Annotated in this window: 15 protein-coding genes, 1 pseudogene and 1 other annotated feature; of the genes and pseudogenes, 14 read left to right on the plus strand and 2 right to left on the minus strand. The window is 57.1% G+C overall.

Annotated features, from left to right (window positions below):
* Positions 1 to 16: 16 nt before the first annotated feature.
* The 14 genes from thrS (at position 17) to selO (ending at position 13,450) form a co-directional block, all read left to right on the plus strand.
* Positions 17 to 1,945 carry a threonine--tRNA ligase gene (gene thrS, locus GJV78_RS11590; RefSeq protein ID WP_155108500.1) on the plus strand — a complete coding sequence of 643 codons (1,929 nt, stop codon included), beginning with the start codon at positions 17 to 19 and terminating at the stop codon, positions 1,943 to 1,945.
* Positions 1,946 to 1,948: 3 nt separating this feature from the next.
* The gene (gene infC / locus GJV78_RS11595) at positions 1,949 to 2,491 is read left to right on the plus strand and encodes a translation initiation factor IF-3 (RefSeq protein WP_167519525.1); all 543 of its coding nucleotides are present in this window, start codon (positions 1,949 to 1,951) and stop codon (positions 2,489 to 2,491) included.
* A 91-nt stretch (positions 2,492 to 2,582) separates the two neighbouring features.
* Entirely contained in the window at positions 2,583 to 2,780 is a 198-nt protein-coding gene (rpmI, locus tag GJV78_RS11600; RefSeq protein WP_001124225.1) for a 50S ribosomal protein L35, read from the plus strand.
* A gap of 114 nt (positions 2,781 to 2,894) precedes the next feature.
* Entirely contained in the window at positions 2,895 to 3,251 is a 357-nt protein-coding gene (gene rplT, locus GJV78_RS11605) for a 50S ribosomal protein L20 (RefSeq protein ID WP_000124850.1), read from the plus strand.
* Positions 3,252 to 3,369: 118 nt separating this feature from the next.
* Positions 3,370 to 3,494: a sequence feature (Phe leader region), on the plus strand.
* Complete coding sequence (gene pheM / locus GJV78_RS11610; protein WP_001386830.1) at positions 3,375 to 3,419, plus strand: pheST operon leader peptide PheM; 45 nt, start codon at positions 3,375 to 3,377, stop codon at positions 3,417 to 3,419. Its footprint overlaps the feature before it by 45 nt.
* Before the next feature lie 345 nt (positions 3,495 to 3,839).
* Positions 3,840 to 4,823 (plus strand): phenylalanine--tRNA ligase subunit alpha, encoded by a 984-nt coding sequence (gene pheS / locus GJV78_RS11615; protein ID WP_155108501.1) that lies wholly within the window; start codon positions 3,840 to 3,842, stop codon positions 4,821 to 4,823.
* Between the two features lie 15 nt (positions 4,824 to 4,838).
* Positions 4,839 to 7,226, plus strand: a complete 2,388-nt coding sequence (gene pheT / locus GJV78_RS11620; protein WP_155108502.1) for a phenylalanine--tRNA ligase subunit beta — start codon at positions 4,839 to 4,841, stop codon at positions 7,224 to 7,226.
* A gap of 4 nt (positions 7,227 to 7,230) precedes the next feature.
* Positions 7,231 to 7,530 (plus strand): integration host factor subunit alpha, encoded by a 300-nt coding sequence (gene ihfA / locus GJV78_RS11625; protein ID WP_001229266.1) that lies wholly within the window; start codon positions 7,231 to 7,233, stop codon positions 7,528 to 7,530.
* A gap of 374 nt (positions 7,531 to 7,904) precedes the next feature.
* Entirely contained in the window at positions 7,905 to 8,885 is a 981-nt protein-coding gene (gene btuC / locus GJV78_RS11630; RefSeq protein ID WP_155108503.1) for a vitamin B12 ABC transporter permease BtuC, read from the plus strand.
* 99 nt (positions 8,886 to 8,984) lie between these two features.
* Positions 8,985 to 9,539 (plus strand): glutathione peroxidase, encoded by a 555-nt coding sequence (locus tag GJV78_RS11635; RefSeq protein ID WP_155108504.1) that lies wholly within the window; start codon positions 8,985 to 8,987, stop codon positions 9,537 to 9,539.
* Positions 9,536 to 10,285 (plus strand): vitamin B12 ABC transporter ATP-binding protein BtuD, encoded by a 750-nt coding sequence (btuD, locus tag GJV78_RS11640; protein WP_155108505.1) that lies wholly within the window; start codon positions 9,536 to 9,538, stop codon positions 10,283 to 10,285. Before GJV78_RS11635 ends, btuD begins: the two co-directional genes overlap by 4 nt.
* A 72-nt stretch (positions 10,286 to 10,357) precedes the next feature.
* Complete coding sequence (locus GJV78_RS11645) at positions 10,358 to 10,822, plus strand: NlpC/P60 family protein (protein WP_155108506.1); 465 nt, start codon at positions 10,358 to 10,360, stop codon at positions 10,820 to 10,822.
* A 303-nt stretch (positions 10,823 to 11,125) separates the two neighbouring features.
* Entirely contained in the window at positions 11,126 to 11,839 is a 714-nt protein-coding gene (locus tag GJV78_RS11650; RefSeq protein WP_155108507.1) for an EAL domain-containing protein, read from the plus strand.
* A 165-nt stretch (positions 11,840 to 12,004) separates the two neighbouring features.
* Positions 12,005 to 13,450 (plus strand): protein adenylyltransferase SelO, encoded by a 1,446-nt coding sequence (gene selO, locus GJV78_RS11655; protein WP_155108508.1) that lies wholly within the window; start codon positions 12,005 to 12,007, stop codon positions 13,448 to 13,450.
* Positions 13,451 to 13,483: 33 nt separating this feature from the next.
* Here selO and hemP read toward each other — a convergent pair.
* Together hemP and GJV78_RS11665 are read right to left on the minus strand one after the other, a co-directional pair.
* Positions 13,484 to 13,612, minus strand: a pseudogene (hemP, locus tag GJV78_RS11660) (hemin uptake protein HemP); the annotation flags it as partial.
* Between the two features lie 60 nt (positions 13,613 to 13,672).
* Positions 13,673 to 14,719 (minus strand): 3-deoxy-7-phosphoheptulonate synthase, encoded by a 1,047-nt coding sequence (locus tag GJV78_RS11665; protein ID WP_155108509.1) that lies wholly within the window; start codon positions 14,717 to 14,719, stop codon positions 13,673 to 13,675.
* Positions 14,720 to 14,848 lie beyond the last annotated feature (129 nt).

Below are 14,848 nucleotides of genomic sequence, written 5' to 3' on the forward strand. Positions count from 1 at the left end.
CAAATAAGGACATAACATGCCCGTTATTACTCTTCCTGATGGCAGCCAACGCCATTACGACCATGCTGTCAGCCCGATGGATGTTGCGCTGGACATTGGACCAGGACTGGCGAAGGCCACCATCGCCGGCCGTGTAAACGGTGAACTGACTGATGCTTCCGATTTGATCGAACAGGACGCGACGCTCTCCCTTATTACCGCGAAAGACGAAGAGGGGCTGGAGATCATCCGCCACTCCTGCGCGCATCTGTTGGGACATGCCATCAAGCAGCTCTGGCCGAACACTAAAATGGCGATTGGCCCGGTTATCGACAATGGTTTTTATTACGACGTCGATCTCGATCGCACGCTGACTCAGGAAGATATCGACGCGCTCGAAAAGCGAATGCATGAGCTCGCTGAGACAAATTACGACGTCATTAAGAAAAAAGTCAGCTGGCACGAAGCGCGTGAAACCTTCGTCAAGCGCGGCGAGACTTATAAAGTCACCATTCTTGACGAAAACATTTCCCATGATGACCGGCCCGGTCTGTATCATCATGAAGAGTACGTTGACATGTGTCGCGGTCCCCACGTGCCGAATATGCGCTTTTGCCATCACTTCAAGCTGATGAAAATTGCCGGAGCGTACTGGCGCGGCGACAGCAACAACAAAATGCTGCAGCGTATTTACGGTACGGCGTGGGCGGATAAGAAATCCCTCGCGGCCTACCTGAAGCGTCTGGAAGAGGCGGCAAAGCGCGACCATCGTAAAATCGGCAAGCAGCTTGACCTGTATCATATGCAGGAAGAAGCGCCGGGCATGGTGTTCTGGCATAACGACGGCTGGACTATTTTCCGCGAGCTGGAGGTTTTTGTACGCTCCAAGCTGAAGGAGTATCAGTATCAGGAAGTGAAGGGTCCGTTTATGATGGACCGGGTGCTGTGGGAAAAAACCGGCCACTGGGAAAACTATAAGGATGCCATGTTCACCACCTCTTCTGAGAACCGTGAATATTGCATCAAGCCGATGAACTGCCCGGGCCACGTTCAGATCTTTAACCAGGGGCTGAAGTCCTACCGCGATCTGCCGCTGCGAATGGCGGAGTTCGGCAGCTGCCACCGCAACGAGCCGTCGGGCGCGCTGCACGGCCTGATGCGCGTGCGCGGCTTCACCCAGGACGATGCGCATATCTTCTGTACCGAAGAGCAAATTCGTGATGAGGTTAACGCCTGCATCCGTATGGTCTACGATATGTACAGCACCTTTGGCTTCGAGAAAATCGTCGTCAAATTATCCACTCGCCCGGAAAAACGAATCGGCAGCGATGAAATGTGGGACCGTGCTGAGGCGGATCTGGCGGTTGCGCTGGAAGAAAACAACATCCCGTTTGAGTATCAGCTGGGTGAAGGTGCATTCTACGGTCCGAAAATTGAATTTACCCTGTATGACTGCCTCGATCGTGCATGGCAGTGCGGTACGGTACAGCTGGACTTCTCCCTGCCGTCTCGTTTAGGTGCCTCCTATGTGGGCGAAAACAACGAGCGCCAGGTGCCGGTAATGATTCACCGTGCGATTCTCGGATCAATGGAGCGCTTCATCGGCATCCTGACCGAAGAGTTCGCCGGTTTCTTCCCGACCTGGCTGGCACCGGTTCAGGTAGTGGTGATGAACATTACCGATTCGCAGTCTGAATACGTTAACGAATTGACGCAGAAACTACAAAATGCGGGCATTCGGGTAAAAGCAGACTTGAGAAATGAGAAGATTGGCTTTAAAATCCGCGAGCACACTTTACGTCGCGTCCCTTATATGCTGGTCTGTGGTGACAAAGAGGTGGAAGCAGGCAAAGTTGCCGTTCGCACCCGCCGTGGTAAAGACCTCGGTAGCATGGACGTAAATGAAGCGATCGAAAAGCTGCAACAAGAGATTCGCAGCCGCAGTCTTCAACAACTGGAGGAATAAGGTATTAAAGGCGGAAAACGAGTTCAAACGGCGCGTCCTAACCGTATCAATGGCGAAATTCGCGCCCAGGAAGTTCGCTTAACAGGTCTGGAAGGCGAGCAGCTTGGTATTGTGAGTCTGAGAGAAGCTCTGGAAAAAGCTGAAGAAGCCGGAGTAGACTTAGTCGAAATCAGCCCTAACGCCGAGCCGCCGGTTTGTCGTATAATGGACTACGGCAAATTCCTCTATGAAAAGAGTAAATCTTCTAAGGAACAGAAGAAAAAGCAAAAAGTTATCCAGGTTAAGGAAATTAAATTCCGTCCTGGCACCGATGAAGGCGACTATCAGGTAAAACTCCGCAGCCTGATTCGCTTTCTTGAAGAGGGCGATAAGGCCAAGATCACGCTGCGTTTCCGCGGTCGTGAGATGGCCCACCAGCAAATCGGTATGGAAGTGCTTAACCGCGTGAAAGACGATTTGCAAGAGCTGGCAGTGGTCGAATCCTTCCCGTCGAAGATCGAAGGCCGTCAGATGATCATGGTGCTTGCTCCTAAGAAGAAACAATAAGGCCATCAAGTAACGCTGCCGGTGGGTTTCGGCCCGCCGGTTTTGTTCGCCTTTGTTTCGTTTATTAACAATGCGAAGTGGAAGTTAAAAAATGCCAAAAATTAAGACCGTACGCGGTGCTGCTAAGCGCTTCAAAAAAACCGGTAAAGGTGGCTTTAAGCATAAGCACGCTAACCTGCGTCACATTCTGACTAAAAAAGCGACCAAACGTAAACGTCACCTGCGCCCGAAAGCCATGGTTTCTAAAGGCGATCTGGGTCTGGTTATCGCGTGCCTGCCGTACGCATAAGCCGTTAACGAATTTAACTTTTAACGCCCGTTCGTTTTCACCTTGCCGCCAGGCGGTCGCCGCCGCGAAGAGGGGAAAGCGCAGGGCAAATCAGAATAGATACAGGAGAGCAATATGGCTCGCGTAAAACGTGGTGTAATTGCACGCGCACGTCACAAGAAAATTTTGAAACAAGCCAAAGGCTACTACGGTGCGCGTTCTCGCGTCTACCGCGTTGCCTTCCAGGCCGTTATCAAAGCAGGTCAGTACGCTTATCGTGACCGCCGTCAGCGTAAGCGTCAGTTCCGTCAACTGTGGATTGCGCGTATCAACGCGGCAGCACGTCAGAACGGTATTTCTTACAGCAAATTCATCAACGGCCTGAAAAAAGCCTCTGTTGAAATCGACCGTAAGATCCTGGCTGATATCGCCGTATTCGACAAAGTTGCGTTTACCGCGCTGGTCGAAAAAGCGAAAGCAGCTCTGGCATAAGCCGGTAAAAAGAGGGAGCCTGGCTCCCTCTCTTTTATTGTCGTTTAATCATCAGGTTGACAATTCATTCATAACCCTTTTCAATAACGGTTAACCGGTTTTACCACACAAGGTAACGCAAGCATGAACGCTGCTATTTTCCGTTTCTTTTTTTACTTTAGCACCTGACTCCAGGGGGCAAGCGCGTGAGAAAAGAAACGGAAAACAGCGCCCTAAAGCCTCCCAAGCGGAGGCTTTTTTTTACTTGTCGTATAAGAGGCGTTGGCTGCGGTCATGTACCGTTTTCCAGCCATTTGAACGACATAGCGTAGGGTGTTGTACAGCACAATAAAAATTAAGAGGCTATCCCACCAGGCTGGTTTACGTGCTCTTTGAACCCAGGCAGCGCTCGCGCAAAACGCATCGCGTTTTGAACGTCCGTAAGGACGGCCCCTTCGGGGGGGAGCTTCGCAAGTCACCCTCACGTACTCGCTGTACGCTCCGGTTGCTGTGCGTTGTTCATGTTCAGACCGCCCGTCCAACGATACCTGATGGGATAGCTTCTAAGTCCAACGAACCGGTGTCTTCACCGACACAATGAGGAAAACCATGTCACATCTCGCAGAGCTGGTTGCCAGCGCGAAGGCGGCCATTAACCAGGCGTCAGATGTTGCCGCGTTAGATACTGTCCGCGTCGAATATTTGGGTAAGAAAGGGCATTTGACCCTGCAGATGACGACCCTGCGCGAACTGCCGCCGGAAGAACGCCCGGCGGCCGGCGCGGTCATCAACGAAGCGAAAGAGCAGGTGCAGCAGGCGCTGAACGCCCGTAAAGCCGATCTGGAAAACGCGGCGTTGAACGCGCGCCTGGCGGCGGAAACCCTCGATATTTCGCTCCCCGGCCGCCGCATTGAAAACGGCGGTCTGCATCCGGTAACCCGTACCATCGATCGTATCGAGAGCTTTTTTGGCGAGCTTGGCTTTACCGTGGCGACCGGTCCGGAAATTGAAGACGATTACCACAACTTCGACGCCCTGAATATTCCGGGCCATCACCCGGCCCGGGCGGATCATGACACCTTCTGGTTTGACGCCACCCGCCTGCTGCGCACCCAGACGTCGGGCGTGCAGATCCGTACCATGAAGGCCCAGCAGCCGCCGATCCGCATCATCGCGCCGGGTCGCGTCTATCGTAACGACTACGATCAGACCCACACCCCAATGTTCCACCAGATGGAAGGGCTGATCGTTGATACAAACATCAGCTTTACCAACCTGAAGGGCACGCTGCACGACTTTCTGCGCAACTTCTTTGAAGAAGATCTGCAGATTCGCTTCCGTCCTTCCTACTTCCCGTTTACAGAGCCTTCTGCGGAAGTGGACGTGATGGGGAAGAACGGTAAATGGCTGGAGGTGCTGGGCTGTGGGATGGTGCATCCAAACGTGCTGCGCAATGTTGGTATCGATCCGGAAATCTATTCCGGTTTCGCATTCGGGATGGGCATGGAGCGTCTGACCATGCTGCGCTATGGCGTGACCGACCTGCGCTCATTCTTCGAAAACGATCTGCGTTTCCTTAAACAGTTTAAATAAAGGCAGGAAAAAATAATGAAATTCAGTGAACTGTGGTTACGCGAGTGGGTGAACCCGGCTATCGATAGCGACGCGCTGTGCAATCAAATCACTATGGCCGGTCTGGAAGTGGACGGCATCGAGGCGGTGGCCGGTGAATTTAACGGCGTGGTCGTCGGTGAAGTTATGGAGTGCGCCCGGCACCCGAACGCCGACAAGCTGCGGGTGACAAAAGTGAACGTTGGTGGCGAGCGCCTGCTGGATATCGTCTGCGGCGCGCCGAACTGCCGTCAGGGGCTGAAGGTCGCCGTTGCGACCATCGGCGCGGTCCTGCCGGGTGATTTCAAAATTAAAGCGGCTAAGCTGCGCGGCGAGCCGTCGGAAGGAATGCTGTGCTCCTTCTCCGAGCTGGGCATTTCCGACGATCACAACGGGATTATTGAACTGCCTGCCGATGCGCCGGTGGGGACGGATATTCGCGACTACCTGCAGCTTAACGATAACACCATCGAAATCAGCGTCACGCCGAACCGCGCCGATTGCTTAGGGATTATCGGCATTGCCCGCGATGTGGCGGTATTGAATAAAGCGCCGCTGGTGGAGCCGGAGATTGTGCCGGTCACCGCGACCATCAACGATACTCTGCCCATTCAGGTTGAGGCCGTCGAGGCCTGTCCGCGCTATCTGGGCCGGGTGGTGAAGGGCATCGACGTGAGCGCACCGACGCCGCTGTGGATGAAAGAGAAGCTGCGCCGTTGCGGTATCCGCTCCATCGACGCGGTGGTGGACGTGACCAACTACGTGCTGCTTGAGCTGGGTCAGCCGATGCACGCTTTCGATAAAGATCGCATTGACGGCGGCATCAACGTGCGGATGGCGAAAGAGGGCGAAACGCTGGTGCTGCTGGACGGAACGGAAGCAAAACTGAACGCCGATACGCTGGTGATTGCTGACCATACCAAAGCGCTGGCGATGGGCGGCATCTTCGGCGGTGAGCACTCCGGCGTCAACGCTGAAACGCAAAATGTTCTGCTGGAGTGTGCGTTCTTCAGCCCGCTCGCCATCACCGGCCGCGCCCGCCGTCACGGCCTGCATACCGACGCCTCTCACCGCTATGAGCGCGGCGTCGATCCGGCCCTGCAGTACAAAGCGATGGAGCGCGCCACCCGGCTGCTGATCGATATTTGCGGCGGTGAGGCGGGCCCTATCGTCGACGTAACGAATAAATCGACGCTGCCGAAGCGCGCCACCATTACGCTACGCCGCAGCAAGCTGGATCGGCTGATCGGCCATCATATCGCCGACGAGCAGGTAAGCGACATCCTGCGTCGCCTGGGCTGTGACGTGACCGAAGGCCAGGATGAATGGCAGGCCGTCGCGCCAAGCTGGCGTTTCGACATGGAGATTGAAGAGGATCTGGTCGAAGAGGTGGCCCGCGTTTACGGCTATAACAACATTCCTGATGAACCCGTGCAGGCTGGCCTGATCATGGGCAGCCATCGTGAAGCCGACCTGTCCCTGAAGCGGGTAAAAACCCTGCTCAACGACAAAGGCTATCAGGAGGTGATTACCTACAGCTTTGTGGATCCCAAAGTGCAGCAGCTGCTCCATCCAGGCGCGGAGGCGCTGCTTCTGCCAAGCCCCATCTCCGTTGAGATGTCGGCGATGCGGCTGTCGCTATGGACCGGGCTGCTGTCGACGGTGGTTTACAACCAGAACCGTCAGCAGAGCCGCGTGCGCATTTTTGAAAGCGGCCTGCGCTTTGTTCCGGACAGCCAGGCCAGTCTGGGCATTCGCCAGGATGTGATGCTGGCCGGGGCTATCTGCGGCAGCCGTCATGATGAGCACTGGAACCTGGCAAAAGAGAGCGTTGATTTCTATGATTTGAAGGGCGATCTGGAATCGGTGCTTGAGTTGACCGGCAGGCTCGACGACGTGCGGTTCGTCGCACAGGCCAACCCCGCGCTGCATCCGGGGCAGTCGGCGGCGATTTACCTGCAGGATGAATGCATTGGCTTTATCGGGGTGGTTCACCCGGAGCTGGAGCGTAAGCTCGATCTGAACGGCCGCACGCTGGTCTTTGAGCTTGAGTGGAACAAGCTGGCAGAGCGCGCTGTGCCCCAGGCGCAGGAGGTGTCCCGCTTCCCGGCGAACCGTCGCGACATCGCCGTGGTGGTTGCTGAAAACGTCCCGGCAGCGGATATTTTAACCGTATGTAAGAAAGTTGGCGCAAATCAGATAGTTGGCGTAAACTTATTTGACGTGTACCGCGGTAAGGGTGTTGCGGAGGGTTATAAGAGCCTCGCTATCAGCCTGCTCCTTCAGGATACCAACCGTACACTCGAAGAAGAGGAGATTGCCGCTACCGTTGCCAAATGTGTAGAGGCATTAAAAGAGCGATTCCAGGCATCATTGAGGGATTGAACCTATGGCGCTTACAAAAGCTGAAATGTCAGAATATCTGTTTGATAAGCTTGGGCTTAGCAAGCGGGATGCCAAAGAACTGGTCGAGCTGTTTTTCGAAGAGATCCGTCGCGCTCTGGAAAACGGCGAGCAGGTGAAACTCTCTGGTTTTGGTAACTTCGATCTGCGTGATAAGAATCAACGTCCGGGACGTAACCCGAAAACGGGCGAGGATATTCCCATTACAGCACGGCGTGTGGTGACCTTCAGACCCGGGCAGAAGCTAAAAAGTCGGGTTGAAAACGCTTCGCCTAAAGAAGAGTGATCCGATCTATACCCTTCGTCATTTCGCGTTGTGTAAAGGTTGTGTGAAGGCGGTAAGCGAACGACAAATTCGTCAGCAACGAATTTGCTCAGCCGCAGACTACCTTTGCAGAGGGACAGCCATGTCCCTCACCGATCTTCATAGCATACGTGCTATATGCGTGACAAAACGGTCAGGGAGCGGTTTGCACGCTGCCAGGCCATCTCCCAAAAGGGCGAGGCTCAAGGATGAATCAGGGTGTCAGGCAGTTAACGCAAGTGTAATTTGAAGTATGACGGGTATAACTAAAAAGGCCGCTTCGCGGCCTTTTTCCTTTTCTGCGCCGCGCCGGCACCGTAAAATCAACGCCACCTTTTTTCAGCGAAACGGAAACTATGCTGACGTATGCCCGCCAACAACAGCGCCAAAACGTGCGCTGGCTCCTGAGCCTGTCGGTAATGCTGCTGCTGACCTTTCTTTTCAGCCTGTGCGTTGGCGATCGCTGGATCGGCCCTGCGGAGTGGTTTAGCCCGAGCGGCGAGCTGTTTGTCTGGCAAATTCGTCTGCCGCGCACCCTGGCCGTCCTGCTGGTGGGGGCGGCGCTGGCGCTCTCCGGCGCGGTGATGCAGGCGTTGTTTGAGAATCCGCTGGCCGAGCCGGGGCTGCTCGGGGTCTCCAACGGTGCCGGAGTAGGGCTGATTGCCGCCGTGCTGTTGGGGCGCGGTCAGCTCCCCGGCTGGGCGCTGGGGCTGTGCGCCATCGCCGGCGCGCTGACGATCACCCTGATCCTGCTGCGCTTTGCCCGCCAGCATCTGTCGAACAGCCGCCTGCTGCTGGCGGGGGTGGCGCTGGGGATTATCTGCAGCGCCATGATGACATGGGCAATCTATTTTTCTACCTCCTTCGATCTGCGCCAGCTGATGTACTGGATGATGGGAGGATTTGGCGGCGTGGACTGGAGCCAGGGCTGGCTGATGGCGGCGCTGATTCCGGTGCCAGTCTGGCTATGCTGTCAGTCCCGGGCAATGAACATGCTGGCGCTGGGAGAGACTTCGGCGCGACAGCTGGGGCTGCCTCTGTGGTTCTGGCGCAACCTGCTGGTCGTGGCGACCGGCTGGATGGTTGGCGTCAGCGTCGCCCTGGCCGGGGCGATTGGCTTTATTGGCCTGGTGATCCCACACATCCTGCGGCTGTGCGGCTTAACCGACCACCGGGTGCTGCTGCCAGGCTGCGCGCTGGCGGGGGCGATGGCGCTGCTGCTGGCCGACGTGATTGCCCGTCTGGCGCTGGCCTCGGCGGAGCTGCCCATCGGCGTCGTCACCGCCACGCTGGGTGCGCCCGTTTTCATCTGGCTGCTGGTGAAAGCCGGACGCTAGCCGGGCAAAGCCGGTCTATGATTAAACGCAGGCGGAAGAGGCGACGCCGCTGTTCGACGGCTGGCCGATATGTTAATGACCTACGACCCGGGAGACGCTATGCAAGATTCAGTGCTTAACACCGAAGTGACGACAATTGACGGCGATGTCATCACCCTTGAAAAATACGCCGGCAACGTGCTGCTGGTGGTGAACGTGGCCTCAAAATGCGGCCTGACCCCGCAGTATGAGCAACTGGAGAATATTCAGAAAGCCTGGGCGGATCGTGGATTTATCGTGCTGGGTTTTCCCTGTAACCAGTTTCTCGGCCAGGAGCCGGGCAGCGAGGCGGAGATCAAAACGTACTGCACAACGGAGTGGGGCGTGACGTTCCCGATGTTCAGCAAGACGGAGGTCAACGGCGAAGGGCGACATCCTCTGTACCGGAAGCTGATTGCCGCCGCGCCGACGGCGGTAGCGCCGGAGAAGAGCGGTTTTTATCAGCGTCTGGTCAGTAAAGGTCGCGCGCCGCTCTACCCGGACGATATCTTGTGGAATTTTGAAAAATTTTTGATCGGCAGAGACGGCAGAGTGATCCAGCGGTTTTCCCCGGATATGACGCCTGAAGATCCGATCGTTATGGAAAGCATAAAGCTCGCACTGGCTAAAGAATGATACCACTGATGCAGTTACAGGACGTTGCGGAGTTAACCCGGCTTGGCCCGCTGTCCGGCGAGGTTCGCGCCGGAGAAATGCTTCACCTCGTCGGCCCCAACGGTGCCGGTAAAAGTACGCTGCTGGCGCGCATGGCGGGGCTGACCGTCGGCCCCGGGCGGGTCGCGTTCGCCGGGACGCCGCTGGAGAAGTGGCCCGCCGCGAAACTGGCCCGGCATCGGGCATACCTGGCGCAGCAGCAGAACCCGCCCTTCGCCATGCCGGTATGGCACTTCCTGGCGCTGCACCAGGGCGACAAATCGCGCACCGGCTTGCTGAACGAGGTGGCGGAAGCGCTGGGGCTGGGCGACAAGCTTGGACGTAACGCCACACAGCTTTCCGGAGGTGAATGGCAGCGCGTGCGCCTGGCGGCGGTGATTTTGCAAATTACCCCGCAGGCTAACCCCCACGGTCAGCTGCTGCTGCTGGATGAGCCGATGAATAGCCTCGACGTGGCGCAGCAAAACGCGCTTGACGGCCTCCTGGCCGCCCTGTGCCGCCAGGGAATTGCCGTCGTGATGAGCAGCCACGATCTCAACCATACTCTGCGTCATGCGCAGCAGGCCTGGCTGTTAAAGCAGGGAACGCTGCTCGCCAGCGGCCCCTGTGAAGCGGTGCTGACGCCGCCCAACCTGGCGCGCGCCTACGGCCTGAACTTTCGTCGTCTTGATATAGAAGGGCACCGGATGCTCATTTCTACCGCTTAAGTGGCGTAACACAATGAGTATCCGCTAAAATTAGCGCCAAATTTTAAATATCAGAACAGAGGACCTCTCCGGATGCGCGTCTGGTTCCTTCTTTTTATCGCCCTGTTATTGGCAGGATGCAGCCACCATCGGGCACCGCCGCCCAACCCCCGGCTGGCGGACTCTGTCGCCGTTATCGCCGGTCTGAACGATCAGCTTCACGCCTGGCGGGGCACCCCGTACCGCTACGGCGGCCTGAGCCGAAGCGGCGTGGACTGTTCCGGCTTTGTACTCATCACCATGCGCGACCGCTTTGCGCTGCAGCTGCCCCGCGAAACGCGCCAGCAGGCGAAAATCGGCACGCAGATCGATAAAGATCAGCTGCTCCCCGGCGATCTGGTGTTTTTCAAAACCGGCTCGGGCCAGAACGGCCTGCACGTCGGGATCTACGATACGCACAGCCAGTTTATTCACGCCTCAACCAGCCGCGGCGTGATGCGATCGTCGCTGAACAACGTCTACTGGCGGAAAAATTTCTGGCAGGCGAGGCGGCTTTAGCGCAGAAAAGGCGGGGGATATCACCGGAAATATTTGTCGTCGTGGCACCGTCGGAAACGTCCGGCTTAAAACCGACTTACGGCACTGTAAGCTTCCGGTGACAGAGTCATATTCTGAAATATTGCCAAAATAAGAACAAAACTGGATAAGGGATTATAATCAGGATAAGCTAAAAAAAGAGTTCAGGTGCCCCGTGATTTAAAAGGACAAGATGAACGAACCACAAATAATATCAATTAAGACGGACACCTGCGTCCTGTATAACACTGTGCCGTATCATTCCCGGACGACAGGGCTGGCGAGATGAATATTTTACTAAATGATATTTATCATTCCGACCTCTGTTTTCTTCCGCTGCGCAGCGCGCAAAGAAAACTTATTGGTCTGGAAATTATTGCTAACTTTGTCAGCGCAGATGGCACCGTACGCATTCCTACGGAGCTGGTACTGCCCCGCCTTTCGCCGGCGGAGCAGTACCAGCTGTTTGAAGAAAAACTGGCGCAGCTCGAAAAGTGTCAGCACTTCTTTATTCAACATAAACTTATTGCCTGGATTTATTTATCACCACAGGTCGCCCAAATATTAATAAACGATGCCGCCAGCGTTTGCCGAATCAGAAGATTTCCATTTCTTGAACTGCTGATTAATGAAGATTATCCCGATCTAAATAAGGGAAAAGAGGAACCTGCGCTGGCGCTATTAGCCGCTCAGTTTCCGCTAATTCTGGCAAATTTTGGTGCCGGTGACAGTTCGACAAAAGCGATTTTCGACGGCCTTTTTAAACGTGTCGTACTGGACAAAAATTTCGTGCAGCGCCGTGCTGCCAGCCCATCCTTTGAACCGTTTATGCGGGCTATTCTGACGCAGGTTTCCCCCTGCTGTGAATCGGTGATGATTGCCGGTATTGATAGCGAGGCAATGCTGGCGCGGGTCAGCGGCTGTGGCTTTGCTGCAATGCAGGGCTGCCTCTGGCCGCCCGTTCCGCCAGGTCAGGTCACCGCACTGGTCCAGGAGTAACCGCGCGGTCTGCGGGTGTTTACGGTTTCAGAAAGCGTCTACACTGGGTTGGGGCACGCTGGCCCCTCATCGCGCCGCTTTGCGCGCATTCAGTCCCGGTAGCTCCTGCGGATTGCCCGCGGCGCGGGCAATCCGCAGGGCGCGCAGCCGACATCAGGAGACCTTATGATCCCGACCTTTACCACCCGCTGGCGCGATGAACTGCCGGACAGCTGGAGCGCCGTAATGCCTGACCCGCTGCAAAATACGCGGATCGTCTGGCATAACGAATCGCTGGCGCAGCGGCTTGATCTTCCACCAGCGCTGTTTAGCGTGGAAAAGGGGGCCGGGGTCTGGGGCGGGGAGGCGCTGCTTCCCGGCATGTCCCCGCTGGCGCAGGTCTACAGCGGGCATCAGTTTGGCGTCTGGGCCGGCCAGCTTGGCGACGGGCGCGGTCTTCTGCTGGGGGAACAGCTGCTTGCCGACGGCACCACCCTTGACTGGCATCTGAAGGGAGCCGGACTGACCCCTTATTCGCGAATGGGCGACGGCCGGGCGGTGCTGCGTTCGACGATTCGCGAAAGCCTGGCCTCTGAAGCAATGCATGGGCTGGGTATTCCGACAACCCGCGCGCTGGCAATGGTAACCAGCGACACGCCGGTCAGTCGCGAAACCACAGAGCCGGGGGCGATGCTGATGCGGCTGGCGCAAAGCCATATGCGCTTCGGCCATTTCGAACATTTCTATTATCGGGGCGAGCCGGATAAAGTGCGTCAGCTTGCAGACTTTGCCATCCGCCATTACTGGCCGCAGCTGCAGAACGAACGTGATAAATATCGCCTCTGGTTTCGGGAGGTCGTTGCGCGCACGGCCGCGCTGATCGCCAGCTGGCAGAGCGTCGGCTTTGCCCACGGCGTAATGAATACCGATAACATGTCGGTCGTCGGGCTTACCCTCGACTACGGCCCGTTTGGGTTTCTCGATGACTACCAGCCGGACTTTATTTGCAACCATTCCGACTATCAGGGGCGCTACAGCTTTACGAATCAGCCTGCGGTCGGGCTGTGGAATCTGCAGCGGCTGGCCCAGACCCTGTCGTCGCTTCTTACCGTCGACGAGCTTAACGACGCGCTGGACAGCTATCAGAGCGGGCTGCTGGCCTGCTATGGCCAGCGTATGCGACAGAAGCTGGGGCTTGGCCTGGCACAAAAGGACGATAACGCGCTGCTTAACGAGCTGTTCAGCCTGATGGCGCGTGAGGGCAGCGATTACACCCGCACTTTCCGTCTGCTGAGCCTGACGGAGCGGGAGAGCGTCGCCTCGCCGTTGCGCGATGAGTTTCTCGATCGCGCTGCCTTTGACGCCTGGTTTGCCCGCTATCGGGCGCGCCTGCGTCAGGAGGAGCAGACCGATGACGCGCAGCGGCGGCTGCAGATGCAGGGCGTTAATCCGGCGATAGTGCTGCGCAACTGGCTGGCGCAGCGGGCGATAAGCGCCGCAGAAAAAGGAGATATGGGTGAGCTACACCGGCTGCACGACGCGCTGCGCACGCCTTTTAGCGAGCGGGACGATGACTACGTCAGTCGTCCGCCGGAGTGGGGGAAACGGCTGGCGGTCAGCTGCTCCAGTTAACCGATTATCGCGTCGGTCAGGCTTCGGCATCGCTTATTTGATGAGCAGCAGCTTGCCGGCCTGGGTCTGGCGCAGCAGGTACTGATGACCGTGACGATCGATAATCACTTTGCCTTCATTACCGGGCAGCGCCTGGCTGTCGATACGACGTACGGAAGAGGGGGGCGCTTTTTTGCTGCTGAATCAGAGAGCGCCCATCCCCGTGGGAATGGGCGTCGGTTTTCAGAAGCGGCTGTCCACCGCAGCGGCGAGTTTGTCCAGCAGCAGCCCGGTGTCCTCCCAGCTCAGGCAGGGGTCGGTAACTGACTGGCCGTACGTCAGCGGCTGGCCGTCGGTGAGTTTCTGCGCCCCTTCGTGCAGAAAGCTTTCGGCCATGATGCCGACGATGGAGCCAGAGCCGCTGCGGATCTGTTGGCAAACGTCGTCGCACACCTCCAGCTGGCGGCGATGCTGTTTCTGGCAGTTGCCGTGGCTGAAGTCCACCACCAGATGTTCCGGTAGCGCAAATTCGCGCAGCGCGCCGCAGGCCGCGGCGATATCATCAGCCTGGTAGTTCGGGCTTTTGCCGCCGCGCATAATGATGTGGCCAAAAGGATTACCCCGGGTCTGATAGATAGTCATCCGGCCGCTCTTATCCGGTGAGATGAACGTATGGCTGGCCCTGGCGGCGCGGATCGCGTCAACGGCGATCCGCGTGTTTCCGTCGGTGCCGTTTTTAAAGCCCACCGGGCAGGAGAGCGCGGAGGCCATCTCGCGATGGATCTGGCTTTCGGTAGTGCGCGCGCCCACCGCCCCCCAGCTAATCAGGTCGGCAATAAACTGACCGGTCACCATATCGAGAAACTCAGTGGCGGTAGGCAGCCCCAGCGCGTTGATCCGCAGCAGCAGGTGGCGGGCCAGGGCAAGGCCGTGATTCACGCGGCAACTGCCGTTGAGATCCGGATCGGAAATCAGCCCTTTCCAGCCCACCACGGTGCGCGGCTTCTCAAAATAGGTGCGCATAACGATTTCCAGTCGCGACCGGTGCTTTTCACGCAGCGCCCGCAGGCGCGTGGCGTAGTCGATGGCGGCGTCGGGATCGTGAATTGAGCAGGGGCCGACTATCGCCAGCAGGCGGCGATCTTCACCGCGGAGTATGTTTTCAATTCGCCGGCGGGCGTCGGTGACATGGCGGGAAATAGAGGGCGTTACGGGATGGCGTAGCGCCAGTTCTGCGGGCGTAACCAGGCTGTCTATACGCGCGGTACGCAGTTCGTCGGTTCTGTTCATGACTCTTCTCAGAAATGTGTTACTTCAGCGGCAGGACTACCGGGAAGTGATGGAGATCACAATATCACACTTTATCGTCCGGTTGCCGAAGGCGGGCCACATTCGTTTTTAACAACGCTGTCGCCCGCT

This window comes from Intestinirhabdus alba (assembly GCF_009711095.1).
In the GTDB taxonomy this organism is placed as follows: domain Bacteria; phylum Pseudomonadota; class Gammaproteobacteria; order Enterobacterales; family Enterobacteriaceae; genus Intestinirhabdus; species Intestinirhabdus alba.